Annotated in this window: 30 protein-coding genes, 1 tRNA gene and 2 pseudogenes; 15 read left to right on the top strand and 18 right to left on the bottom strand. The window is 60.8% G+C overall.

Annotated features, from left to right (window positions below; genetic code table 11):
• Positions 1–10: 10 nt before the first annotated feature.
• Complete coding sequence (gene pheA / locus HKK80_RS05565; RefSeq protein ID WP_411798624.1) at positions 11–823, bottom strand: prephenate dehydratase; 813 nt, start codon at positions 821–823, stop codon at positions 11–13.
• 197 nt (positions 824–1,020) lie between these two features.
• Positions 1,021–1,209: pseudogene (locus tag HKK80_RS05560) on the bottom strand (antitoxin VapB family protein); the annotation flags it as partial.
• A 361-nt stretch (positions 1,210–1,570) separates the two neighbouring features.
• Here HKK80_RS05560 and HKK80_RS05555 point away from each other — a divergent pair.
• Positions 1,571–3,250 (top strand): DUF262 domain-containing protein, encoded by a 1,680-nt coding sequence (locus HKK80_RS05555; protein ID WP_411798623.1) that lies wholly within the window; start codon positions 1,571–1,573, stop codon positions 3,248–3,250.
• Between the two features lie 181 nt (positions 3,251–3,431).
• On the opposite strand, the gene hisE is transcribed toward HKK80_RS05555, so the two are convergent.
• The 3 genes from hisE to HKK80_RS05540 are packed head-to-tail and all read right to left on the bottom strand — an operon-like array spanning position 3,432 to position 4,599.
• Entirely contained in the window at positions 3,432–3,764 is a 333-nt protein-coding gene (gene hisE, locus HKK80_RS05550; protein WP_411798622.1) for a phosphoribosyl-ATP diphosphatase, read from the bottom strand.
• Positions 3,761–4,393 carry a pyridoxal 5'-phosphate synthase glutaminase subunit PdxT gene (gene pdxT / locus HKK80_RS05545; RefSeq protein WP_411798621.1) on the bottom strand — a complete coding sequence of 211 codons (633 nt, stop codon included), beginning with the start codon at positions 4,391–4,393 and terminating at the stop codon, positions 3,761–3,763. The genes hisE and pdxT overlap by 4 nt, the downstream gene beginning before the upstream one ends.
• Before the next feature lie 41 nt (positions 4,394–4,434).
• Entirely contained in the window at positions 4,435–4,599 is a 165-nt protein-coding gene (locus HKK80_RS05540; protein ID WP_021040964.1) for a preprotein translocase subunit Sec61beta, read from the bottom strand.
• A 118-nt stretch (positions 4,600–4,717) separates the two neighbouring features.
• Here HKK80_RS05540 and trxA point away from each other — a divergent pair, with 118 nt between their 5' ends.
• The gene (gene trxA / locus HKK80_RS05535; RefSeq protein WP_411798620.1) at positions 4,718–4,984 is read left to right on the top strand and encodes a thioredoxin; all 267 of its coding nucleotides are present in this window, start codon (positions 4,718–4,720) and stop codon (positions 4,982–4,984) included.
• A gap of 58 nt (positions 4,985–5,042) precedes the next feature.
• Positions 5,043–5,192, top strand: coding sequence for a 50S ribosomal protein L40e (locus tag HKK80_RS05530; RefSeq protein ID WP_120085042.1), 150 nt, complete (start codon positions 5,043–5,045; stop codon positions 5,190–5,192).
• Positions 5,193–5,303: 111 nt separating this feature from the next.
• Here the strand turns inward: HKK80_RS05530 and HKK80_RS05525 are convergent, their stop codons facing one another.
• Positions 5,304–5,930 carry an MBL fold metallo-hydrolase gene (locus HKK80_RS05525; RefSeq protein ID WP_411798619.1) on the bottom strand — a complete coding sequence of 209 codons (627 nt, stop codon included), beginning with the start codon at positions 5,928–5,930 and terminating at the stop codon, positions 5,304–5,306.
• A 104-nt stretch (positions 5,931–6,034) separates the two neighbouring features.
• Between HKK80_RS05525 and HKK80_RS05520 the strand changes: the two genes are divergently transcribed.
• The 4 genes from HKK80_RS05520 to HKK80_RS05505 are packed head-to-tail and all read left to right on the top strand — an operon-like array spanning position 6,035 to position 7,691.
• Positions 6,035–6,232, top strand: a complete 198-nt coding sequence (locus HKK80_RS05520; protein ID WP_142443090.1) for a DUF5786 family protein — start codon at positions 6,035–6,037, stop codon at positions 6,230–6,232.
• An 11-nt stretch (positions 6,233–6,243) separates the two neighbouring features.
• Positions 6,244–6,858: a DUF99 family protein gene (locus HKK80_RS05515; RefSeq protein WP_411798618.1), complete on the top strand. Its 615-nt coding sequence runs from the start codon at positions 6,244–6,246 to the stop codon at positions 6,856–6,858.
• Between the two features lie 22 nt (positions 6,859–6,880).
• Positions 6,881–7,489, top strand: coding sequence for a uracil-DNA glycosylase (locus HKK80_RS05510; protein WP_411798617.1), 609 nt, complete (start codon positions 6,881–6,883; stop codon positions 7,487–7,489).
• A gap of 43 nt (positions 7,490–7,532) precedes the next feature.
• Positions 7,533–7,691 carry a hypothetical protein gene (locus HKK80_RS05505; RefSeq protein ID WP_411798616.1) on the top strand — a complete coding sequence of 53 codons (159 nt, stop codon included), beginning with the start codon at positions 7,533–7,535 and terminating at the stop codon, positions 7,689–7,691.
• On the opposite strand, the gene HKK80_RS05500 is transcribed toward HKK80_RS05505, so the two are convergent.
• The gene (locus HKK80_RS05500) at positions 7,670–8,452 is read right to left on the bottom strand and encodes a DUF6663 family protein (RefSeq protein WP_411798615.1); all 783 of its coding nucleotides are present in this window, start codon (positions 8,450–8,452) and stop codon (positions 7,670–7,672) included. The two genes, HKK80_RS05505 and HKK80_RS05500, sit on opposite strands and share 22 nt — an antisense overlap.
• Positions 8,453–8,624: 172 nt before the next feature.
• Here HKK80_RS05500 and HKK80_RS05495 point away from each other — a divergent pair, with 172 nt between their 5' ends.
• On the top strand, positions 8,625–9,020 hold the full coding sequence (locus HKK80_RS05495; protein ID WP_411798614.1) for a DUF2237 family protein: 396 nt from the start codon (positions 8,625–8,627) through the stop codon (positions 9,018–9,020).
• A 173-nt stretch (positions 9,021–9,193) separates the two neighbouring features.
• On the opposite strand, the gene HKK80_RS05490 is transcribed toward HKK80_RS05495, so the two are convergent.
• The 3 genes and pseudogenes from HKK80_RS05490 to HKK80_RS05480 form a co-directional block, all read right to left on the bottom strand.
• The gene (locus HKK80_RS05490; RefSeq protein WP_411798613.1) at positions 9,194–10,237 is read right to left on the bottom strand and encodes a hemolysin family protein; all 1,044 of its coding nucleotides are present in this window, start codon (positions 10,235–10,237) and stop codon (positions 9,194–9,196) included.
• A gap of 171 nt (positions 10,238–10,408) precedes the next feature.
• Positions 10,409–13,057 (bottom strand): topoisomerase DNA-binding C4 zinc finger domain-containing protein, encoded by a 2,649-nt coding sequence (locus HKK80_RS05485; protein WP_411798738.1) that lies wholly within the window; start codon positions 13,055–13,057, stop codon positions 10,409–10,411.
• Positions 13,058–13,084: 27 nt separating this feature from the next.
• A pseudogene (locus tag HKK80_RS05480) lies at positions 13,085–14,566 on the bottom strand (DNA topoisomerase); the annotation flags it as partial.
• 111 nt (positions 14,567–14,677) lie between these two features.
• On the opposite strand from HKK80_RS05480, the gene HKK80_RS05475 reads away from it, so the two are divergent.
• The gene (locus HKK80_RS05475) at positions 14,678–14,926 is read left to right on the top strand and encodes a hypothetical protein (protein ID WP_411798612.1); all 249 of its coding nucleotides are present in this window, start codon (positions 14,678–14,680) and stop codon (positions 14,924–14,926) included.
• 259 nt (positions 14,927–15,185) lie between these two features.
• On the opposite strand, the gene cmk is transcribed toward HKK80_RS05475, so the two are convergent.
• Positions 15,186–15,809 (bottom strand): (d)CMP kinase, encoded by a 624-nt coding sequence (gene cmk / locus HKK80_RS05470; RefSeq protein ID WP_411798611.1) that lies wholly within the window; start codon positions 15,807–15,809, stop codon positions 15,186–15,188.
• 159 nt (positions 15,810–15,968) lie between these two features.
• Here cmk and HKK80_RS05465 point away from each other — a divergent pair, with 159 nt between their 5' ends.
• The 5 genes from HKK80_RS05465 (at position 15,969) to HKK80_RS05445 (ending at position 17,945) form a co-directional block, all read left to right on the top strand.
• Complete coding sequence (locus HKK80_RS05465; RefSeq protein ID WP_411798610.1) at positions 15,969–16,721, top strand: NRDE family protein; 753 nt, start codon at positions 15,969–15,971, stop codon at positions 16,719–16,721.
• Between the two features lie 25 nt (positions 16,722–16,746).
• Positions 16,747–17,097, top strand: coding sequence for a helix-turn-helix transcriptional regulator (locus HKK80_RS05460; protein WP_411798609.1), 351 nt, complete (start codon positions 16,747–16,749; stop codon positions 17,095–17,097).
• Positions 17,098–17,155: 58 nt separating this feature from the next.
• A tRNA-Asp gene (locus tag HKK80_RS05455) sits at positions 17,156–17,228 on the top strand.
• Positions 17,229–17,409: 181 nt separating this feature from the next.
• Positions 17,410–17,805 carry a hypothetical protein gene (locus HKK80_RS05450; protein WP_411798608.1) on the top strand — a complete coding sequence of 132 codons (396 nt, stop codon included), beginning with the start codon at positions 17,410–17,412 and terminating at the stop codon, positions 17,803–17,805.
• Positions 17,802–17,945 carry a hypothetical protein gene (locus HKK80_RS05445; protein WP_411798607.1) on the top strand — a complete coding sequence of 48 codons (144 nt, stop codon included), beginning with the start codon at positions 17,802–17,804 and terminating at the stop codon, positions 17,943–17,945. The genes HKK80_RS05450 and HKK80_RS05445 overlap by 4 nt, the downstream gene beginning before the upstream one ends.
• Positions 17,946–17,972: 27 nt before the next feature.
• On the opposite strand, the gene HKK80_RS05440 is transcribed toward HKK80_RS05445, so the two are convergent.
• The 3 genes from HKK80_RS05440 to HKK80_RS05430 form a co-directional block, all read right to left on the bottom strand.
• A complete protein-coding gene (locus tag HKK80_RS05440; protein WP_411798606.1) occupies positions 17,973–18,278 on the bottom strand; it encodes a PIN domain-containing protein in 306 nt (101 codons plus the stop codon).
• Positions 18,279–18,349: 71 nt separating this feature from the next.
• The gene (locus HKK80_RS05435; protein WP_411798605.1) at positions 18,350–18,574 is read right to left on the bottom strand and encodes a ribbon-helix-helix domain-containing protein; all 225 of its coding nucleotides are present in this window, start codon (positions 18,572–18,574) and stop codon (positions 18,350–18,352) included.
• A gap of 43 nt (positions 18,575–18,617) precedes the next feature.
• On the bottom strand, positions 18,618–19,265 hold the full coding sequence (locus HKK80_RS05430; protein WP_411798604.1) for an NUDIX hydrolase: 648 nt from the start codon (positions 19,263–19,265) through the stop codon (positions 18,618–18,620).
• A gap of 104 nt (positions 19,266–19,369) precedes the next feature.
• Here HKK80_RS05430 and HKK80_RS05425 point away from each other — a divergent pair, with 104 nt between their 5' ends.
• On the top strand, positions 19,370–20,917 hold the full coding sequence (locus HKK80_RS05425) for a methyl-accepting chemotaxis protein (protein ID WP_411798603.1): 1,548 nt from the start codon (positions 19,370–19,372) through the stop codon (positions 20,915–20,917).
• A 20-nt stretch (positions 20,918–20,937) separates the two neighbouring features.
• Here HKK80_RS05425 and HKK80_RS05420 read toward each other — a convergent pair whose 3' ends face one another.
• The 4 genes from HKK80_RS05420 to HKK80_RS05405 all read right to left on the bottom strand — a co-directional run bounded on the left by HKK80_RS05420 (position 20,938) and on the right by HKK80_RS05405 (position 23,649).
• On the bottom strand, positions 20,938–21,201 hold the full coding sequence (locus HKK80_RS05420; RefSeq protein WP_411798602.1) for a hypothetical protein: 264 nt from the start codon (positions 21,199–21,201) through the stop codon (positions 20,938–20,940).
• 56 nt (positions 21,202–21,257) lie between these two features.
• On the bottom strand, positions 21,258–22,010 hold the full coding sequence (locus HKK80_RS05415; RefSeq protein WP_411798601.1) for a protein-L-isoaspartate O-methyltransferase family protein: 753 nt from the start codon (positions 22,008–22,010) through the stop codon (positions 21,258–21,260).
• Positions 22,011–22,049: 39 nt separating this feature from the next.
• Positions 22,050–22,673 (bottom strand): protein-L-isoaspartate(D-aspartate) O-methyltransferase, encoded by a 624-nt coding sequence (locus HKK80_RS05410; protein WP_411798600.1) that lies wholly within the window; start codon positions 22,671–22,673, stop codon positions 22,050–22,052.
• A gap of 316 nt (positions 22,674–22,989) precedes the next feature.
• On the bottom strand, positions 22,990–23,649 hold the full coding sequence (locus tag HKK80_RS05405; protein WP_411798599.1) for an HVO_0476 family zinc finger protein: 660 nt from the start codon (positions 23,647–23,649) through the stop codon (positions 22,990–22,992).
• Positions 23,650–23,681 lie beyond the last annotated feature (32 nt).

Here is a 23,681-nt window from a genome sequence, read left to right as displayed (position 1 = left end):
CGGAAACGGTTCAGTACAGCACGTGTTTCGTATCGTAGGAGCCGAGATTGCGAACCCAGCCGTCGGCGGCCAGTTCTTCGATCTCATCGAGGGCCTCCTGCACACGGCTCTCGTAGACGCCGGCCTCGATGTCGAAATGGAAGAGATAGTCGCCGAGTCGCGCGCCGCTCGGGCGGGATTCCACGCGAGAGAGGTTGATATCACGGTCGGCGAAGGCCTCCAGTAGCTCCAACAGCAGGCCAGGATAGTTGGCACTGGGGTAGACAATCAGCGAGGTCTTCCCGCCGGCGTCGGTTCGCTCGGCGGCGGGCGCGATGACGAAGAACCGGGTGGCGTTGGAATCCTGATCCTGAATGTCCTCGGCGAGAATCTGGAGGTCGGTACCGTTGGTCGCGTTGTCGGGGTGGCCGATGCCGGCGATAGAGGCGTTCTCGCGGGCCGATTGGACGCCGCGAGCGGTGGAGGCGACGGCTTCCTGTGTGGCGTCGGGGTAGTGTGCTTCGAGATAGCTCCGGCATTGGGCGAGTGCTTGGGCGTGGCTGGCGATCGTGTCGAAGGACTCGCCTTGGGCGAGCAGCGCGTGGCGGATCGGCGTGACGATCTCGCTGGTGACACACACCTCGTAATCAGCCAGGGCGTCGAGCGTTTCGGTGACGCTGCCCTCGATGCTGTTTTCGATCGGGACGACGCCGCGTTCGAAGTCGCCGCCTGCGACGGCTTCGATGATGGCGGTCACCGACTCCCGGAAGGCAACATCGTCGGCGACGGCGCGGGCGGCACGGTGTGAGTAGGTTCCGGTCGGACCGAGTGTCACTGCGTTCATTGGCGGCGTTTCGGCAAGCCGGCTGAAAAACGCGTCGGGAAACGTCTCATCGTTGATTTCGGGAGACAGTCCTATGTTTCCTCACGCACGTCACGCACTGCATCAACAGCATCGACATCAGCGTCAACCGCGAGTTCCGGAAGCGCGTCACCGAGCGGGACGGTTTCGTCATCACGGCGAGTTTCGAAATCTTCGTTGAACTCGTCTCGTGCCGCTTCGACTTCCTCCCGAAGGTCGGTATCGGCCCACGATCCGAACCCCTTCATCACGTCCTGCTCGGAGTCAGTGATGCGAATGACGACATCGGTGAAGCTCTCGTCGTCGCGCTTCAGGGCCTGTAGCCGCTGATACGCCTCCTCGGACAGGGAGATCGTTTTCCTCGCCACACTTCAATACTATGCGCATATTGACATAACTGTTCGGCCGCTCGGAACGGTACTGTTCAGCGTCGCACGATTTGATTGAGAACACCTCGAAAGTCCCGAGTCGCTCCGATCGAGGGCCTCGTTGGGCCTTAGTCTTCTTCCACTCGGCAGCTGCTCTGCGAACGCAGCAATGTCTCGGAGCGCCTCCGTCGACTGCTTATCCAACCCAGTTGAGGGATATTCCGGGACAGTCTCGGAGATTTCGGGCTCCTGCTCGACCACACTAACCCAACATCACGATAGAAATGTATTTTCTGATTAGCTTTGTCGTCAAAAATTCAAATATAAATCTATTTACACTGCCAGAATATGGATGCAGTTTATGGAAGCCAAGTTCAGAACAGTTAGAGAGTTATTTGAGAAACCGGGGGCTCAGTTTGAGGTTCCACCGTACCAACGTGGATATGAATGGGATAAAAAAGAATTTGAAGATCTATGGCTTGATTTAAGTAGGATAGGTGACGAGGTAGATAGACATTACTTGGGTAATATAATTCTACTTGAAAAGGAACGAGGTGAATTATTTGAGATTGTTGACGGTCAACAAAGGATGGTTACAGTTTCTATACTGTTACTTGCTATTAGAGATGAAACGATAATAGGCGGAAACGAAGATAGGAGAATAACAAATGTTGTAAATTCTTATCCAAAAGATGAGAAAGTACAACGTCTCATTCTCAACGACGAAGAAATGAATGAGTCTTATAGAAAAATATGGCAACAAGCTTCAGAAGAGGCTGATAAACGTGTAAAGAAAGCATATAATTACTACATAGATAAAGTTCAAAAGTTAGATGAGAATGAAGTTGATGAATTACTGACCAATATCACTACGAATTTGGAAGTGGTTCGAACAAGATGCAATGATACTAGTTTAGCCTATACAATTTTTCAGTCACAGAACGAACGTGGAAAAGAGGTTGCACCCCACATCTTAGCAAAATCGCGGATTCATGGAGCAGCTGAAAAGTTAGACAGTCAAAGAGATGAACAAGAGGCGAAAAACCGTTGGGGACATATTTACGACGAACTGCAACGAGAGTTGGGTGGTAGTAGATGGACGAATGATGAAATCAAAGTGCGTCGACCCATGGCTCAAATTTTACTCTATGCGGACGCCCCTACCCCCTTCCGGATAGATAAGGGTGATTTATACCGCAATTTCGAACAGGTGATGAATACTTTTTCTGATGTAACTGAATTTGTCGATTGGTTTCATGATCAAATTAACTCATACCTCCAAATAACAAGTAATCAGTACGATGTCGAAGCAGGTGGGATTCCCGACAGTGGGGAACTGTATTTACGATGTCTTAATTCCTCTTCCACACAGGCAGAAGTACTTTCACACGCAATATATCGGCGTGTAGATGACAAAGAGTTGTTGAAAGAGTATCTCCGATTGGCTGCGGTAATTGGTATGCGTCATGAACTTGCAGGTAGTGACTCAGCTACTAAAAGAGACATACTATACAATGTTGCACAATCAGTTAGAGAGGCTGATGATAATAAGGCCATCAGGCGGATTCTTCGGAAAGCAGGAGTTGACAGAACTCCAGAGAAGGGTGAAATTAAAGAACATCTAAAATCTAATTCTATGAATTACGGAGGCCCGTGGCAGTTCAGAACATTGCTGGCACTCGTGAGTTTAGAGGAAGGCCGCCAGAAAGCTCTGCGTGTTAATCTAGATAGTTTACACATCGACCACATTGCACCACGACGTATTCACGAAGACAACAAGTACTCTCGGTGGCGTAAGGAGATCGGTGATCCAGATGAATTTGAAGAAGTTAAGAACTTAATTGGTAATCTCACTCTCCTTCTTCCAGAGGAGCACGGCTCACTTGACGAATCCAAATTTGAATCGAAGAAATCAGTTTATAATAATGCAGATCTTGAGATTGCGAGAGAAGTGGGCGATTATGATGAATGGAATATTGATAAGATTAGGGAAAGGACAGAACTATTGGCCGAGGAGTTGAGCGATATCTGGAGTGTGTGAATCGTAACAGAATTATCAAGCCTTCTGTAGGTTAATTAAGTTAGTTTTGGAAGGCTTCAGTTGTGTCCTCGGCCAATTCGGTTGCGTCAATGTGCAAATACATGTTCGAGACGATTCCGATTTCTTCGGATTATCTGAACAGGAACCTCAGAACCGAAAACTGCCAGCAACGGTAGTACCGTCAGAACCGCGATTCGAGCTCGTCCCGCAGATCGTCGACATCTAGCCCCTTCATCGCAAACAACACCAACAGGTGATAGACGAAATCCGCCGACTCATACTGGAGGTCGTCGAGGTCGTCATCTTTCGCCGCCAAGATCACCTCGGTTGCCTCCTCGCCGAGTTTTTCGAGCACCTCGTTGTCGCCCTTCTCGTGGGTGAACAGCGACGCCGTATACGAATCCTCCGGCAGTTCGTCCTGTCGCTGTTTGATCGTCGCAAACAACGAGTCAAGAACGGCCGCAGGGTCGTCGGTGTCGACGGCGTCGGCTTCGGTCGCAGCGTCGTCGCTCATCGACTGACCTCCGGGGTATCGGTGTCGGCCGGCTGGTCGGCGGCCGCCGGCTGACCGTCGAACAGCGCGAGTTCGTGGAGCCGGCTGTCCACAGTCAATTCAGGATGGAACGAGGTGGCGACGACCGAGCCCTGCCGGACGGCGACCGGGCTCCCCTCCCAGTCGGCGAGTACCTCCACATCCTCGCCAACGGATTCGACCAGCGGCGCGCGGATGAACACCGCGGGAAACGGCTCGTCGAGGCCATCGATGTCGAGTGGAGCCTCGAAGCTATCCTTCTGGCGGCCGAAGGCGTTGCGGTCGACCGTGATATCCAGAATATCGAGCGACTGAACGCGCTCGTCCTGTGGGTCGCGGGCGGCGACAATCAGTCCAGCACAGGTCGCCAAGATCGGCTTGCCGCTATCGACGTGGGCGTGGATCTCCGCGTCGATGCCCTCGTCGGCAAGCAGCCGCGAGATCGTTGTCGACTCTCCACCGGGCATGAGCAACACGTCGCAGTCATCGACGAGCCCGGCCTCGCGGATGGTTGTGATCTCGGTGTCGACGCCGCGAGCATCGGCGACACGCCGGATCGCGGCGGCGTGTTCGCTCACGTCGCCCTGGACAGCAATCACGCCAACATGCATACCCATAGCTGGCGCGCTGGAGACAAAAGCTACCGGATCGATCAGGCGACCGTCAGCGTCAGCACCTGCACGAAGACGCCGAAGAGGATACAGAACGCCATCACGGTTTTCGGATCGATGCGGATCGCGTTGCGATCCTCGGAGTCGAAGTACCGCACCAACCCGGCACTGGACATCAGTCCGCCGGAGTTCCCACTGGAAGCCATTATCGATAGTCACCACTTTGGCGACCTAAGCGTTTCGGCTTCCAGCGGAGCGGCCGCCGACCGCCAACGACGGGGTGGAAACCCTTATGACCGCGTCGGCGCAACGATGGGCCGCACGATGACTGTTCGACTAACAGACTTTTACGCCGACTGGTGTGGCCCATGTAAGACGCAGGATCCGATCCTCGAGGAGTTGGAGGCCGACTACGAGGACGTGGAGTTCGCCAAGGTCGACGTCGACGAGGAACAGGAGGTCGCCAACGAGTACCAGGTGCGATCGCTGCCGACGCTCGTCATCGAAAACGACGACGGCATCGTCGAGCGGTTCGTCGGCGTCACTCAGCGTGGCGACCTCGAAGACGCCCTCCAGGACGCGGGCGTCTAACGCGGTCGGCGGGGCTGTTCTCGGAACTGTTAAACAGCGACCCCCACAAGGAGCGGGTATGCCAACCAACGACGTCGCCACCAGCCGAACGCTCAACAAACAGATCTGCATGCGGTGTAACGCGCGCAACGCGCCGGACGCCGACAGCTGCCGGAAATGTGGCTACTCGCGGCTCCGCCCGAAAGCCAAAGAGCGACGCGCAGCCTGATTCTGTCGGTTGGTTTTTCAGCATCCCTACAGCTCCGAGCGACAGCCGTGTCGCCGGCGACAGCGATACCACAGTATCAACGACGCAGGTGAGCGACCACGCCGGATCGATCTACTCGTCGGGGTATTTCGGCTCGCGGCGTTCGGCACGCTCACGCGCGCGCTCGATGACCGTGCGCACGTCGTCGCCGGCGGGATCAGCGTGGAACGGATCGCCGTGGCCGGCGTACATCGCCGACACCGAATCCGGCAGCCGATGAAGAACCCGTTCGAGACTTTCGATCAGTTGCTCGCGTGACTGTCCGCGGCGGTCGGTACGGCCGAAGCTGCCGTCGTCGAACGCGCCGTCGTTGTAGACGACCACGTCGCCGCTGAATAGGGCCTCGTCGCTCACGAACGACAGATGGTCACTCGCGTGGCCGGGCGTGTAGATCGCTTCGAACTCGTCGTCGCCGATGGTAATGGTGTCGCCGTCGTCGATTGCGGCGGTTCGGCGCGGGTGGTCGGCGTAGGCATAGAGGTCGGCGTCGAAGCGATCCAAAACGGCGTCGAGTTCGCCGACGTGGTCGCCGTGTTGGTGGGTGAGCACGACCCGATCGAGGTCGGCAACGTGGTCGGCGATCACGTCGACAACGCCGGGCATGGTGCCGGCGTCGACAAGCGTCGGCGTCTCGCCGTCGAGGAGGTAGGCGTTGCAGGTGAAGACATCCGCGCCGTCGGTGACGACAATCGGCTCCATACCGGGTCGAGGGGATCGATCAGCAAAAGTCCCTGGCGTCGGGAGGCGACCGACAACCAGCCTGCATGGGGATTTTTCCGTTCGGGAACCATACTACACTATGTATGGGATTCGGAAGCTACGATGAGTCTGAACAGGAGAACCAGGATTTCGACACCGACTTCGAGGACGACGACGGGCTCGACGCCGGCGAGGCCGAACACAAGGGCAGCGTTGACTTCGAGATCGGCGCGTCCAACGACGAACTGCTCGACAGACTCCAATCGATGAAGGACGAACCCGACGCCGAACCCGCAGAGTAGCCGGCTCCGCGATGGCTCCGAAGCCCGGTGGTCGGGCGGTCGGCATCGCCGCCTCAGATGGCCCCAACTACAGCCAGTTGTGTGGGGCCGTCGTTCGTGCCGACCGCGTCGCCGAGGACTTTGTTTTCGCGCGCTGTACAACCGGTGGGAGCGACGCGACCGCCGCCTGTTGTGAGCTGCTCGGTCGACTCGACAGACCCGACGCCCGATGGCTACTGGTCGCCGGTGTCGCTCCCGCGTGGTTCAATCTCATCGATCTCAGTGATCTACACGCAGCCGCCGACCGCCCGGTGATCGCCGTCTCCTTCGAGGACAGCGACGGACTGGAAGCCCCACTTCGTGAGCAGTTTTCCGGCGAGGCGTTACAGCAGCGACTCGCCACCTACCGCGAGCTACCACCCCGCGAACCAGTCGTCATCGACGACACCGAGCTGTGGATCCGCACCGTCGGCATCGACACGGCCGACGCCACCGACGTTCTCCGGGCGTTTCTCCCCGATGACAGCGACCGTCCCGAACCGCTCCGGGTCGCCCAGCGTGCGGCCCGCGCCGGTCGCCAGCAGGCCGAGCGATTCGGGTGGGCAACGACCGACGATGCGACGGCCGACGAACCGACCGACAGTTAAGCCGCCCGCCCCATCGATCGGTATGGACGGATTCGACGGCCGGTGTGTCACCGACTGCGAGCAGTGCCCCGATCTCGTCGCCTCCCGGAGCCGGATCGTCAACGGCGTCGGCCCCGACGACGCCGATCTGCTGTTCGTCGGCGAAGCCCCCGGCGCGAACGAGGACGAGGAAGGCGAGCCGTTCGTCGGTCGCTCGGGATCGGTGCTCGACGACGCCCTCGGCGATGCCGGTGTCGAGCGAGCGGATGTGCGGATCACCAACTGCGTCCGGTGTCGACCCCCGGAGAACCGCGATCCGACGACCGACGAGCTTGCCAACTGCCGAGGCTACCTCGAAGGGGAAATCGAAACCGTCGATCCGAGCTTGGTCGTCACACTCGGGAAGGTGCCGAGCGAACACCTGCTGGATCGCTCGGTGGCGATCACGAAGGAGGCCGGCGACGTTGTCGACTGTCGGCTCGGCGATCGCTCACAGCGCGTGTTGCTGTCGATGCATCCGGCGGCAACGCTGTACGACGCCAGCCAGCGGGACGCCTTTGAGGAAACCATCGCGTCGGCGGTTGGGCTCGCCGGAGTGGGCGACGGCGACAGCGATGATGGCGACGGGCAGTCGAGACTCGACAGCTACTGAGCGGCGCGGGGTTTCTGGCTCTGAAACGCGGCGAGGTAGATATATGAACAGCCGTCAATACACCCGATGGGGCCATCCCATCGACCGCCGGCGTCCCACCCGCCGGCGGGTTGTGTGTTGTGTCCACACCGCCGGCGGCCGGTTCAGCCCCGACGCGGCCGCCGCTCCCTCTCGTCTCGTTCAGACGGCCGGCAACCCGTAGGTATCGCGGACAGTTTGCGCCAACATGCCATCCTTGCGGAAGACGATATACACCGCGACAAACGGCTCGTCGGCCGGGTTGAGAACGAAAACCGCACGCTCGGCGGGTTCGTCAACCTCGCTGTTGGCACCATCGTCAACCTCGCTATCGGTCGCACCGTCATCAGCAGTAGCGTTGTCAGCAGCGGTGGTGTCAGCAGCGGTGTCGTCAGCATCGCCGCTGTCGTGGGTAGCGTTAACACGCTGGATCAGCGGCTCGATCGGCGTTGCGCCCGTCCGGAACTCCTCGAAGAGATCCCGCGGCGGGTCTTGTTTGGCAAACACGTAGACGACGCCGTTGGGTTCCTTCCCGGTGCTGTAGGTCACCGCGGAGTTCATCGCCTCACCGGCAACCTGGGCGTCGTGCCACGTTTCCTGGGCCTTCTCGAAGAGGCCCGTCACGCCGTCGGCGTACTGGATGCGGGTGCGGTTCGTGATCGTACAGTCGAGAAAGGCGGCGTCGCTGTCGTCCCATGCGAGCTCGGCCTCGACAACGTAGCCGGGTTCCAGCGACCGGATCGTGTCGGCTGTGTCGGCGTCGATGGCGAACCCATCGGTCGGCTCGTCGTCGACGGCCGGCGGGGTGACAGCGATCGGGCGCAGATCGGCGTCGGGATCCGCGCCGGTCGCCGCAGCGGTGGCTTCCGCAAGATCGACCAGCAGGATCGTCCCATCGGGGCGACGGTCGAGAACGCGAAACCGGCCGGTCGTCGTCGGTGCCATACCCGGGGTTATCGAGGGGCGCGAATAAGCCCCGCGGCTTGGAGCTAGCGGGACGACAACGAGACATGGCGGGACGACAACGAGACATGGCGGGTCGACAACGAGACACGGCAGGCCGACAACGAGACCCGGCGGGCCGAATAGCTATACAGCCGTAGCGGGAAGGATCGGTATGAGCGACACCGAACACAATGTCGTGGGTGACGAGTTACAGCCCTGTAGTGAGAGCCCCGAAACCGGGTTTTTGCGGGACGGCCACTGTCGACACCTCGGGCGCGATCCCGGCCGCCACGAGATCTGTGCGGTGATGACACAGGAGTTTCTCGAATACAGCCGCGAGCAGGGCAACGATCTCATCACCCCGCGGCCGGAACTCGACTTTCCGGGGTTGCATCCCGGCGATCGCTGGTGTGTCTGTCTCCCCCGATGGATCGAAGCCCGGGAGGCCGGCAACGCGCCGCCGGTCGTGCTGGAGGCAACAAGCGAGGGCGTCCTCGATGAACTTTCGGTTGGGGAACTCCGCGAGTACGCCGCCGAACCACCGGACAACGGCGCTGACGGCGGGTAGTTTTCACAGGTAACACGACAGCGCGGACAGCTATTTTCAGCACGGAGTCCCAACTATCGCTGCAAGAGACGTGCGCTGCAGCGGACACCCCACTGGGTAACAGTATCGCTGATCTGCTCGTTGGTTCGCTCGGTTAGTCATCCGAATGCGCGGCCACGCGGTGGCGAGATGGGTTAATCGAGGGGATCCTCGATGTCGCCGATGATCGTCTCAACCAGATCGGTGACGGTCACCAGACCGACCACCTCGCCGTCCTCGATGACGAGCGCGAGTTCCTGGCGTTCCGTCTGGAACTGGTCGATCGCGTCGCTCACGTCGGTATCCGGCGAGAGCGTCATCGGTGGGGCTGCCAGCGCCGACAGCGTCGTCTCACCGTTCGACAGTTGCTCACGCTTGTTGAACAGCGTCGGGCTGTAGAGAACACCCTCGAACGCTGTCAGATCGTCACCGACCAGCGGATACCGTGTGTGGGGTTTTGCTTCGAGCGTCTCGAAGTTCGTGTCGATCCCATCCTCGGTAGAGAGTGCCACGATCTCCTCGGGTGGAACCATGACCTCTCGCACCGACTGCTCACCGATAGTCAGCGCGTTCATGATCTCCTCGCGCCGCTCGGCAGGCAGTTCGCCCTCTTCGAGCACCGATCCCAGCCGGTTGCGCAGATCCGCACGGGTTTCGATGACCTCTTTTTCCGTCTCCGTCCACGCCTGAGTCATCTCGATGCCGAACAGCCCGAGTGTGGCCTTGGCAACCGAGTCACCGACCCAGATAGCTGGAGCCAGTATCTTCGCAAACCAGTACAGTGGTCGTGCGCCGTACCGTGCGACCTGTTTGGAGCGTTCGACACCGAGATACGTTGGCGTCTGTTCGCCGTGTGTGAGATGCACCAGGTTGATGATGAGAAAGCCGAGCAGTGAGCCGGCACCGACAGACGCGAGCGTGGTGTTCGCAAACAGCGGTTCGATCAGGGCGGCCAGTCCGGGTTCGGCGATAATCCCAAGGGCGATACTCGTCGCGGAGATCCAGACCTGACAGGTCGTCAGGTAGAACTCCAGGTCGTTGGTCATCTCCCAGGCGAGTTCGAGTCCGGGCGTGTCGAACTCGGATTCGGGGTACTGCCTGAGGCGGGTCAGGGCGAATTCGATGGCGACGAAGTAGGCGTTCACGCCGATAAGAACGATCCCACCGAGAATCCGGAGGGCGATCTCAAGGGGGTCCATCGGTCGGCTATCCCGGCGGTACCCTGAAAAAAGTGTTCACAGCAACAGACAACGGCTCCGGTACCAACCCCTGTATCATCCAGCCGGTGGTCGGTGTACCGTGGAGGTCGAAAGCGACGAGTCCGAATATATCAGACTGTGTGGAGCACAACAGCTGTCTCGAAGGGCCACTCAGTCGGCGTCAGCCTGCCAATCACGGACGGTATCGGCACCAACCCCGTCGACCTCCTCGGCCAGTTCGTCAGGGTTTGCGTCTTTGAGCCCCGCAACATCCTCGATGCCGGCCGTCTGGAGCTTTTCGGCCGTCTTTTCGCCGATACCGTCGATCGCCTCCAACGCCGAGCCGTTCTGGCGGGCCTGATACTCCCGGTAGTTACAGATCGGACAGCCCAACTCCCACGGTTCGCGGTCGTCATCGTCGTAGGTGACGACGAGTTCCGGCAGATCGTGTTCCTCACAGCGGCCGTCGGTGATCTCGATGTCACCGCGGCGCGGCAGCGGCAGCGAATACTCACAGTCGGGGTACCGCGTACAGCCGACGAGCCGCGAGCCGTTCCGGAGCTGTTTGATCGCCAACTCACCATCGTGTTCTTCTCCACAGTCGGGACAGGTACCGATCACGCGGTCGTCCTCGGCGTCGGCGGCGTCAGCCTGACACTGCGGACAGCCGTGGACGAACGTCTTCCGGCCGGCCAGTAGCTTGACCTCTCTGAGATCGTGTTCCTCACAGGTCTCATCGAGCAGAAGGGGCTTGCCGGTCGACGGCAGCGGCAGGGTGTACTCACAGTCGGGATAGCCGTCACAGCCGATGAAGTACGAACCCTGTCGACTGGTGCGGATGAGTAGGTCGTCATCGCATTCGGGACACGGCCCCAGCGTTTTGTCGGCCTTGAGCGATTTCTGGATCTGGCTACCGATCTCCTCGCGGGAGTCGGTGAGATCGTCGAACACTGATTCGAGCAGTCGGCGGGATTCGGCAGTTACCTCGTCGTAGCCTTTCTCGCCGGCCGCAATCGCCTCCATGTCGGCTTCGAGCTGGGCGGTCATCTCCTCGGAGACGACCTGATCGGCGAACTCCTCGGCGGCTTCGACGACTGCCTTGGCAAGCATCGTCGGCCGCGGCGGATCGTTTTCGAGGTAGCCGCGGTCGTAGAGTTTTTCGATGGTGTGGTGACGAGTCGAGTTGTGAACAACGACGCCGCCTTCGACGGCGAAGTTCGGTGCCTGTTCGTCAATGGTCAGATCGTAGACCGGACCATCGTATGCTCGTTCCGAGATGTCAGTAACGGGTGTCGTTGCTGGCTCGCCCATGATCGTCGCATAGATCGAATCACTGTACGAATCAGTCGTATACCGGAACGTCCGATTTCCATCGTGGCTCCGGTTGCTACCCTCGATATGTTTCTCGACATATCCGTCTTCTCGTAGCTCTTGGATCGATTTTCGGATTTGTTGGACACTTACGTCGAGCCGATCTGCCAACTCAAACGTCGTCAGGGAAGTTTGACTGATTTCAGCGAGTACCTCGGCCTTTCGAACTGTCGTATCGTACTGTCGAAGCCCGGCCAGTCCACGGTAGAATTTTTTGTCAGCACTGACCGGAACGATATCGAGGAATCGTTCGAGGTTCCGGCGACCGCGGACGTACAGCTTGTGTTGTCCGCGGGACAGTCGGGTATCGATGTCGTGGGTTTCGAGTATCGATCCGACCTGTTCGAGCAATTGATGATCGGTGTTCGAGATGAACGCCTTTCGATCCCGATCAATATGGCCCTCATCGTCGAATAGCGCGCCAACGTAGATCGGTTGTAGCGGTTCCGGAATCGACTCCAACCCGGAATCAGTGATCGCTTCGATAATAGTGAGCAGGACACGGCCAGTGGCAGCTGACAACTGTACTTGGTATCGCTGTGCGTGACCGGCTTCCCGCCCCGCCCGAGTCGAGACGCGTGGTTCGACACCAAACAGCGTCTCGATATCCGACACAAACCGATCAATGAGACGTTTATCGGTGTTGTGGTATCGGATATCAACTGTATTTTCCTCGTCCGAAACGAAGACCGAGCCATCGCCCTTGGCGTTCGCAATCAAGCGTGCGAGTGCTGGCGACCAGTACAGTGGGAACGGATTATCGATCGCCTGGTCGTAGTTTAGGCCGTGGAGTTGCTCCGGGCGAATATCAACCGCATCAAGCAGCCACAGTGGCACGTCTTTGTCATCGTTTTCGTACCGCGTAATCGCCGGGCGGTGTGCCCCAACCCGTTCGGCAAACGCTCCCTGTGAGTCAGCAATCGCTTTTCGTGCCGTTTCGAACTGCTCGTTGCAGTCAACGCCGTACAGTTTCGAGTCGGAATCACAGTTCCCAACAAACGTTTCCCACGAGACAGCACACCCCTCACCAACTGCCTCAGCACTGATAGCGCGTCGGGTCGAGAGGAGCCGATCACCCGGCTGGAGTTTGTCAGCCCGGGTGATGGTGAGAGCACCGGTTTCGTCTCGTACGTACACCGGATGCTCGCCTGTCACCGAAAAGGAGCCGCTCCGGGTTGTGATCTCATACACCTGTTCGTCGTCTTCGAGTGGTCGTTCGCTGATGAGTGTCTGCTCCCGTTCGGTTACTGTGTCCGTCGTTTCGTCATACGAGAGCGTTGCCGGCCCGTCAGTCGTGGTTGCGATATCAGTATCCCCATCGGCGAGCAACACCTCGCTCTCGTCGAACAGCTGTTGGATTTCGACGCGTTCGATATCACCCTCCTCGTTGCGATGTAACACTTCTGTATCTTCAGTCAGGCATTTGGTGCCGATCCCCAGATCCTCCATCGTCTCGATCAGCCGCGACTGGCCGTACCGGCGCGGCGGCTGGGTCTGTTTGGCCTCGATTTGGGTGTCGGTGATCGCTAATTCGTCGCCCGCGGTCACATCCGGGACGTGGGTTTCCGACTGGCTGAAGTAGGGGTAGACCGCGTGGTAGCCGGCCTCGACGAGGCGTTTCCCGTTGGCCTTCAGCGTGAGATCCTCGGCCGTCGATTCGCCGTCGACGACGACCTCGCGGTCGGCGATCTCGGCGACGACCTTCAGGTGTTCCCACGTCGCGTCGTCGGCGACGGTAGCGAAAAACCGCCGGACGACGAGTTCGTAGATCTCCCACTCGTCCTCGGAGAGTTCGCTGCGGCTCGGGAGTTCGCCGGTCGGGTGGATCGGCGGGTGGTCGGTCGTCTCCTCGTCGCCTTCGGTTGGGGTGATGTCGTCAGCTGCAAGAAGACTCTCGGCGTCGTCGCCGAAGGTGTTGTCGGCGGTGAACGATTCCAGCAGTTCGCGGGGATCGAGATCCTCGGGATACACCGTGTTGTCGGTGCGGGGGTAGGTGAGGTAGCCGGCGGTGTACAGTTCCTCGGCGATGCTCATCGCCTGCTGGGCGGAGTAGTTCAGCGAGCCGGCCGCGCGGATGAATTGGGTGGTGTTGAACGGCGCGGGCGGGCTGTCGGTGCGGGTCCGGCGGTTGACCGAGTCGACAGCGGCGGTTTCGGCGTCGGCGAGTGCCTCGTAGACGGCCTCGGCGCGGTCGCCGTCCCAGAGTCGTTCGGCCTCGTTGCCGTCCTCGTCGCGGTAGAAGTACTGCGCCTCAAACCCACCGTCTGCGTCGGTTTCGAGGTCGGCAAAGAGTTCCCAGTAGTCCTCTGGGTCGAAGGCTTCGATCTCGCGTTCGCGATCGACGATCAGCTTGAGTGTCGGGCCCTGGACGCGGCCCACAGAGATGAAATCGTCGCCGAGTTGGCGCGCCGAAAGGGAGAGAAAGCGGGTGAGGGCCGCCCCCCACAGGAGGTCGATCACCTGTCGGGCCTCGCCAGCAGCGGCGAGCTCGAAGTCGAGTTCGTCGGGGTTGTCGAAGGCCTCGGTCACTTCGCGGTCGGTGATCGACGAGAAGCGCACGCGGTCGATCTGCACGTCCTCGTTGACCTCCCGGACAAGTTCGTAGGCTTCCTTACCGATCAGCTCGCCCTCGCGGTCGTAGTCGGTGGCGATGGTGACATGTGAGGCCCGGCGGGCGAGTTGGCGGAGCGCGCGGACGATTCCCTCCTGTGTGGGCTGTTTGTCGATCGGTGCGTCGATCAACTCGACGGGTTCGACATCCCGCCAGTCGTTGTACTCCGGGGGGAAGTCGACGCCGACGACGTGGCCCGAGAGGCCGATACAGCGTTTTCCGCCCCATTTGTAGACGGTGGTGCCGGCGACACGCTCGGTGTCGGCGGTGCCGTCGCTGAGGATGTCGGCGATCCGCCGGGCGGCGTTGTCCTTCTCGGTGATAATCACTGCAGGGCCGCGACTCATTGGGTCGGCGTAGGCCGCTGGCTCGCCTAAAGCTTTCGCGCGATGGGAGCCGGCGAACCCTGTAGCGGGACGACCGGCGAGCTTTTGACCATTCGGATTGTCAGAAGGGCCATGTTGAAGCTCCTCCTCGGTGGTGTTGGCCTCGTTGAGACGCTGTATCCGGAACGATTCATGCAGGTGGTCACCCGGCTCAGCTACGAGTACGACGGCGACGCCCCAACGCCGAAACCGTGGGTCGTTGCCGCCGCCCGGCTCGAAGGGCTGGTCATTCTTACAGCAGTCATCTGGTCGGTGCTGCAGGCAGACCGCAACTGCAGCCTGTTGTCCCGCGGCAACGAGGCGGACGCCGACACGGAGTAAATCGACACGAAAGCGTACGCGAGGTATTGCCCACAGCAGGATTTGCAGTCGAAACAGTGGGCTATGGGTGCAAGCGCGTCTGAGTGATGCCCAGTGTCGTTCGTCGAGTTGAGAGACAATACCCACTCACGTCGGCGGGTTCTATGATTCGATTAGACTAGTTGGTGGCGCGCTATCGACGACAACACCACAGTTTCGGTTGCAAATACTGACGGTAGTATCGCGGTGGGAACCAGCGACCCGAGGGAGCCGCACCTGCTCAGAGATCGACGGCCGGTGTCTCGTAGGCTCCTTCGTCGGCTTCGGGATCGTACTGCTCGATCGCGGTTTTGACCAGTTGGAAAACGCCCTCCTTCCCCCAGCGGGCGGTGTTGACGTTGAGGTCGTAGAACTCCCGATCCTCAACGTCGATATCGTAGTATTTCTGATACCGTCCGGCCTCACTGACCTCTCGGACGCGCATTTCGGCTTCGGTTTCCTCGCGGTTGTCGATGCGGTCGACCCGTACCTCGTCGGGGGCATCAAGCCAAATCCGGAGGTCAGCACTTTCGCCGGCGAGCCAGCCGGCAAGGCGTGATTCGAGGATGAAGGGTTTCCCGGAAGCCCCCCACTTTTCGGCGATCGATCGGAGTCGCTTGTCGAGTGCGCGGTCGATATCAGCGGAGCTGTCGGCGATGGCGGTCTGTTGGTGAAGGCTGTGTTCGCCCTCCTCGGCGAGTTCCCGGAAGATATCGCCACCCGACACGTAGGGGCAGTCCATCGCCGCCGAGAGGCGTTCACAGAGCGTCGTTGCCCCACAGCCCGGTGGGCCGGAGACGGTGATGAGGAGGTCGCTGTCGATCTCTGGCGTCGATGGCTTGGTGGCGTGGCCCTGCGTACTCATATACCAGCCCTGTTTCACATGAACGTACCTTATGGTATCGATCTGTCCCCCGGTCAGCGTCCGAACGCTACCCACAGAGGTCGGGGTGCGAACAACACGGTCGACGCAGACAACCGAGACAGGGCGAGGTTCTTGTTGGCGTCGGCCCTACGGGTGGTTGTGTGTACACTCGTCCTTGCGTGGCAGGCTGTCGCCGACGCGCCGATCGTCGTCGCCGCCAACCGTGATGAGGCCGTCGACCGCCCCAGCGAGCCGCCAGGGCTGTATCGAACCGACCCACGGGCGATCGCGCCGCGAGACGCCCGGGCTGGCGGCACGTGGATCGGCTACAACGAGGCCGGGCTGTTTGTCGGGATCACCAACCGCTGGGTCGACCGCGCGGGCGAACGCTCGCGGGGCCAGCTTGTCGCCGACTGCCTCGGCTGTGCGTCGGCGACGGCGGCCGTCGACGCCGTCGACCGCGCCGTCGAGAGCGACAGCTACGCCGGCTTCAATCTCGTCGTTGCCGACGCCGACCGGGCGACCCTGCTTGAGTGGGATGGTGAGCTCAGCGTCACCGAGTTCGAGCCCGGTGTTCACGTCGTCGTCAACGTCGGCGCGGACGGGGCGTTCTTCGAGCCGCCGGAACGACCGGAACAGGGTCGCCAGCAGGCCGCCAACGCGACCGCGGTGCGATCGGCTCTTAGCGTTGAGGCGGGGGCCCTACCGACGGCCGCGGCGTGGCGCGAGCAGGCCGCCGCCGTGCTCGGCGATCACGAGTACGGCGTCTGTGTCCACGGCGATGGGTTTGGAACACGGTCGGCGTCGCTGATCGAACTCGGCGGTGAGGCCGCCGCAAGCGTCGGTACCTACTGGTTTGCGGATGGGCCGCCGTGTCGGACAGCCGTCGAACGCGTCGAAAGCAGCCTTTAAACGAGTTGCGACCCCAGTAGAAGTAATGAGTGTGTCCGAAGCCGAGGTCGACCTCTCCGCCGACGAGCAGCGCGGACTCGAACTCATCAAGGAAACCGGTGGGATCCATCAAAGCGATTTCTGGAAGGAACTCGATATCTCCTCGCGGAAGGGGAGTCGGATCGCCGAATCCCTGGTCGAGGCTGAGTTGATCAACCGCGAACAGACCGTCTACAACGGACACAACACCTACTATCTTGAGCCGACAGCGAAGGATCTGGACTTTCGGCTGCTGATGGCCGGCGATCTGCTCTCGCCGTTTATCGGCGAGGAGGAGGTCGATCCGCAAAGTGACTCCTTCTCGCAGTGGCTGATGAATCTGGCTTACGAGGAGTAGTCGACTGCCGGAAAAGAGAAGCCTTATTTACCTTACCGCGGTACGATAGGATGCGTTCGCCCGGATGGTGTAGTGGCCCATCATACGACCCTGTCACGGTCGTGACGCGGGTTCAAATCCCGCTCCGGGCGTTCTTCTGCTGTCGCAACTACGAACGAGGAGCGAAGCGACGAGTGAGTCTGCGACAGCGAAGCGATCAGAAGGGATTTGAAGCAACGAGCGAACGCAGTGAGCGAGTGAGGTTCAAATCCCGCTCCGGGTCTCCACGTCCAGATTTTTATCCGATGCCGCAGAGAGACAGCACCGAGCGCGATGGGCGAAAAGAAACCGCGGGACTACGACAGGGAGTTCACAGAGCGAGTAGGTCGTCGATCCCGCCGCCGACTCGGTCTTGACATCGAGCGCGGAATCGTCACCCGGTTCGTCGTCCAGTTGGAGTATGGACGCAACATCGTCGAAGATGAGTGGGACGAAGTAGTCCGGTACGATCACGACGGCGAAGGTAGCAGCGAAGCTGCCCACGACGTGACCGAGGATGGGCTTCACATCGACATCTACCGGGACAGTGCAAAGATCGAGAGTCACGAACTGACACCGCCGCTCCGATCAAACGTCGCCCTCAATCGCGCCGAAGAACACTTGAGAGAGAACCTCGAAGGCTATATACGGAGATTCGAAGAATGGCACCAGATAGACGAGAGCCGATGACCGACGAGGAGATCGAGGAACTGCGAGACGGACTGGCGGAGCAACAGGACGAGATCCGCGACTACCTCGAAAGCCAAGGCGTTGACGTGAGCCCGTGGGACGATTCGTCGACGGAAGCGCGGGCCGACGGCGGCGACTGAGGTTCAAATTCCACCGAAACAGCACAGTTAGTCAAGATTCCGCGGATCTATATGCTCAACTTCCGGGATTTCAGGAAACAGGGTATCGGTCGAGACAATCGGCTCGTCAAGAACCTGCGCACTACCGAGGTGAACACCATCGAAGACATTCAGCGCATCATACTGTGCTCGCAACGTCGCAGCAGCGTCTAATGCGTCAGGAGCGAGCGGAACAAGCTCGATATCGCAGTCAAGAATCTCCTCGTGCGCCCGTACCACTCGATCACGTCCCCATTCGTCTTCCATCACGTACTGCAGTTCGATCCCCCGTCGCAACCGACGTTTTCGGCTCATCGATAGCGTCAATATCGACGGCACTCGACAGCCAGTCGTCAGCTTTCAATTCGGCAAGGATGACATCCAGGTCAAGGTACACGCTTCCGCTCCAGCCGTTCGGCTACGTCCTCGCGGGCCTCGCTGTCAGTCTGTTCGTGGAGTCGCTGGCGACGTTCCTCGCGCACAACGACGCGAGCACCGTAGCGAAGCGCGTCCGACCGCGAACTAAACACACCGTCGTCGACGAGTCTGTCGAGCCGATCGACCAACTCCGTCGGGAGTGACACGGGTACTGATTGTCGGTCGCTGCTCATAACTATACGTTAGCAGTACAATCGTATAAATCTACGCTGCCCGTCAGATATACCCCTCTTCACGCGCCGCCAACAACGCTGTCAATGTCCAGCCCGTCGTCGGCGACGTTTTCGCTGACTCGATGGCGTCCGCAACAGCCATGAATCGCCACTCGATGTACTCGCCCTCATCGGGGTCAGCATCGCCAGCCTCCAGCCCGGTGGCGACGACCAGCCCACGCTGGAACCGCATCGTCGCACTCGGGTAGTACGTCGACAGCAGTTCGGTGTTGTCGGCCGACAACCCAGTTTCCTCTTTGAGTTCGCGTGCGGCCGCCTCGCAGTAGGATTCCCCGGATTCGACGTAGCCGCCGGGGCATTCGACAAACGATTCATTCAACTTCGGTCGGTACTGTTCGACCATCGCCACGCGGTCGTCGTCGGTGACGGCGACGATCCCGAGGCCATCTTTCGGTTTGTCAACCCAGTAGTAGTCCGCCTCCCGACCCGAGGGCTCAACCACGCGGTCGTAGCCGGCGGTGAACCAGCCACAGTCGTATTCAGTTTCCGAGGCGAGTCGCTGCCAGCCGGTCATATCGGGAACGCGACCGCAGTTCGGGTAGCCGTTCCGGTTCAAGAACTGGCTCCAGCGCGGACAGACCGGATTTGAGATTAGCTTGAATGCTGTATTTTTCTGTTTACTCTTTCTCATTCATACTTTGTGTTGGCTATACGAAAAACAATCCTGTGTTGAAATCGCATTAACATTCATGAATAAAAACTTACGTGCGTCGACGTAATGGCCCATGATAACGAATGTCAGTAGACAACGAGCAGATCGATACCGAATCGCAGGCAGCTGTTGAGGACGGGATGATCGCCAACGCCCAGGGCGCGGTCGGGGTCGTGCATGCGACCGCCGAGGCGGTCGACGATCGACTCGAAGCGATCCAGTCGACGGCGACGCGGCAGGTTGATGAGATGGATGGCGTCGCCAGTGAGGTCTCGGATCTCAGCGCGACCATCGAGGAGGTCTCCTCGTCGGCCAACGAGGTCAGCGAGACAACCGACCGAGCAGCAACAGCAACAACGGCCGGCCAAGAGGCCGCCGCCGAGGCGACCGACGCGATGGAGACCGCCTCGACAGCCACCAAGCAGGTGCAGTCACAGGTCGAAACACTGGAGCGAAAGGTCAGCCAGATCAACGAGGTCGTCGACGTGATCGATCAGATCGCCGAGCGTACGAATCTGCTCGCGCTCAACGCCTCCATCGAGGCCGCTCGCGCCGGCGAGGACGGCGATGGCTTTGCGGTCGTCGCCGAGGAGGTCAAAAGCCTCGCCGAGGAGTCCCAGACCCGAACCGAGGAGATCGAGAGCGCGGTCACCGAGATCCAGGAGGTCACCGGCGAGGTGACCGATGCCCTCGATGACGCGGTCGACGCCGTCGAAACTGGGGCCGATGAGGTCGAAACCGCCGACGACGAACTCGACGTCGTCACCGAGGAGATCCAGTCGGCGGCCGCCGGCATCGACGAGGTCTCGACCGCCGTCCAGCAGGGCGCGGAGGCTGCCACACGCGTCGCCTCGGTCACCGAGGAAACCGCCGATGCCGCCCGCGGGATCGAGAACTCTGTCGGCGAGATCCACGACGAGCGCGCCGACACCACCGATCTGCTCGCCGAGATCGACGACGTGCTGTCGGCAGCCCGCAAGAGCCGGGAGGCGCGGCTCCAGGAGGCCGAAACCGTGCCGACAGGACTCGATGACTTCGATCGCAACGGCGGGCTGCCGGCCGGCTCTCGATCGGTGGTGACCGCCGACACGGGCGAGGGCGGCAGCAGCAGCCAAGCCGTCGACGAGGCGGTGGCGACCTGTTGTGCCGCCGCCATCGACGCCGGTTGGGCGGTCTCGCTGTCGCCGACAGCGACGATGGATCGTCGGACGCTGGCGAGCGCGCTGTCGGCCACCGCCGAGGTGACGCTGACGGACGCGCTGGCGGGCAATCGGCTGTTCGTTCTTGATCTCTTTGGCTCCTGGGACGCTGGCGAGAATGTCATCGATGTGACGACCCGCGGCCTCGATGAAGCCAACGCCCGCGTCGACACCAAGCGTGACCGCCCGCTGTTTGTCATCGGCAACATCGCTGGCGAGTTGGATCTCATGGGCGAGCAAGCAGTAAGAGAGAACACCTACGAAAACGACGGCGACGTGCTGAGCGACGACGATCTCGTCGTCAACGTCGTCGATGAGGCGACTGTTCCCGACCAACTGACCTCCTTCTACGTCGGGGCAGCCGACCGGCACTGTGAACTGGGGAACAGCCAGCCTCGGCGCAACGGCGGACAGCCGACCGGGTCGCTGTAGCCGTGGAGGGAGCGGCGGACTTAGCCGCCAAGGCGGGTGAGCACAACGTAACCCCCGACGGCGACGGCGACAAGTAGCAGCGTCCCAAGAAGGAAGAGTCCGGCAACAACCGGGAATACCAACGACAGCGCGACGAGGAACGTGAGCGCAAACAGCCCCAGGAGGATGACAACGATCGCCTTCGAGGGATCTTGGGCGGTGGCGACGGCGATCCGCTCTTTGAGCGTCAGGGCTGCGAAGGTGTCCTCATCGGGGTCGTCCGCGGAAGACTCTGATCGGGCCACAGAGAGTGTTTGGCCGCAATGGCCCTGAGTGTATCGCTTGGGAGTGCCGGAGTCGGCTACCGCGAGTCGAGCCGATCATCCCAATCGAGCCACTCGTACTCCCAGCCTGTTTTGGCGAAGTAACCCTGCGAGTCGAACTCGGCGTCCTCCCGGCGGGTGCGGTTGCGCTCGTGGCCGCTGGGCTGCTCGCCGTCGACCAGCATTGGCCGGAACCCAACAGGGCCGAACTCACCAACAACGTCGAGGCCGCTGTCGCCTGCGGACTCAACAGCGACAAGTGTCTGGTCGGTCGTCCCGCGTGGAAAGACAATCCGGCCCCCGTCGGCGAGCTGCTCACGGATCGCCCGCGGCACGTCGTGTACCGCACTCTCGATCAAGACGCGGTCGAATGGCGCGTATTCAGGGTAGCCACGAGCCCCATCGCGGCAGTCAACCAACACTGCGTCGTAGCCCGCCGCGCCGAGATTGTCGCGGGCGATATGGACGAGCCGGCGGTCGATATCGATCGCGTGGACATGGCGACCGCCGACAATCTCGGCCAGCACCGCCGCCGTGTAGCCGACACCCGCGCCGACGACGAGCGTGTCGTCGCCTTCGCCGGCTTCAAGCGCGGCGATCATGCGGGCGACCGTCCGGAGACCGAGCACGCGGGAGCCGGCAACCTCGTCACTGCCGGGCTCGTAGGCGTCGTCGACGAACTCGTGGCGCGGGACGGTTCCGAGGGCATCCAGCACCGCGGCTCCGAGCGGTCGCTCAAGGGCGTGTTCCAACCCATCGACCATATCGGCCCGGAGCGTTTCGTGATCCATTGTCGGAACTGGGGGCGGGATCGGCTTAACCCCACCGCGTCACCGCATCGTGACGAACCGCACCGGTGCGATGGTTTCGGCGTCGTAGCTCCCATCAGGCTGTGGGACAAGCCGTTTGAGCTCCTGTTGCCCTGAACCGAACGGGCCGACAACGACGCCGTCGGTCGCTGTCTGTTCGAGCACCGCTGACGGCGGCTCGGCGGCCGCACAGGTGAGGTAGCTGGCGTCGAACGGAGCTTCTTCGGGCCACCCCTCCCGGCCGTCTCCGATGCGGACAGCCACGTCGTAGCCGAGGTCGGCGAGTCGCTGGCGGGCCGCCTCGCCGAGTTCGCGGTCGTACTCGACGCTGAAGACGTTGCCGTCGCCGACGATCTCGCTGGTGACCGCTGCGTGGTAGCCACAGCCGGTGCCGATCTCAAGGACGCGATCCCCGGGTTCGACATCAAGCAGGTCGACCATTTGGCCGACCATATGCGGCGCGCTGATCGTCTGGTCGTTGCCGATCGGCAGCGGGCGATCCTGGTAGGCCTGCTCCTGTTGGTCAGCGCCGACGAACTCGTGGCGCGGCACCGCCCGCATCGCCTCGGCGGTACTCGATTTCGTGATGATGTCGTTGGCGACGAGGCTGTCGACCAGCCGGTCGCGGGCTGTCGCCATTTCCATGGGAGAAATTGGCGCACAGCATATGTAGCCGTTACGCCCGATTGCGTCATGATCTCAACCAATCGGTGCCCTGGTGGAATGAAAGGGCGAGACGCTATCGACGAACCCCGGCGAGGCAAGCACCGCAGTGAGCGGAGCGAACGAGGAGCGCAGCGAGCCGCGGGAGTTCTGCGAGCGAAGCGAGCAGAACCTCGAAAGACGAGCGCAAGCGAGTCTTTCGGTGGTCGATAGCGTCGAGGGCTTTCTTGCCGTCAGCAATCGTAGTGCAGTTTCCAGTAGAAACAGCAGTGTCGACAAAGTAGTCGTGGACGCTATCTTACCACGCCGACCACGCGGTCGTCTGCTCGTCGACGCCGTAGACACGCTTGCAGTCCTTCGCGTAGACCATATCGCCGTCCTCATCGAACTGATCAAATCGGTAGCCCTCGGCGTCATCCCGAACCAACAGCCCGGTGATCGTGAACTCGTCGTCGCCGAAGGATTCGGTCGCGCCGACGGACAGTTCGTAGTCGCCGGGGACGTTGATCGTGAGGCTTCGGCTGTCGTCGCGTGAGCCGTCGTTTGGATGGAGTGTCACGTTGACGCTGACATTGTCGATCGCTCGTGTCCAGATCGCTTCGAGATCGTCTGCGACCGCACTTTCCGGGCGGGCGTCGCCGTCGGCGGGTTCGAGACTGGTCACCCGCGCCTGGAAGATCGCCTCGGGGGTGTCGACGATGAACTCGTCGCCGACGGCGACCTGCTCCTCAGGGTCGACATCGATGTGGGTGCTGATCGATTCGCCGCCCTGAGAAACGATCACGCGTTTCTCGACTGTCGTCGTCGATTCGATCGTCTCCTTGTGGACGTGCTCGCAGTCGTTACAGCGGACGGTCGCGGTGCCACCAGGTTTCAGTACCTCATGGACGGTGTCGTCGTGGGGCGAACAGGCCGGGCAGGTGAGGGCCACGGTGTCGCCGGCGTCGAGATCACTCATTAGGCGTTTGTTCCGGGGCTGTGGGTAAAAGC

It is taken from the genome of Halonotius sp. F2-221B, from assembly GCF_046719765.1.
In the GTDB taxonomy this organism is placed as follows: domain Archaea; phylum Halobacteriota; class Halobacteria; order Halobacteriales; family Haloferacaceae; genus Halonotius.
Note: the sequence above shows the minus strand (reverse complement) of the source record. Positions and strands in the feature narration are given on the sequence as shown.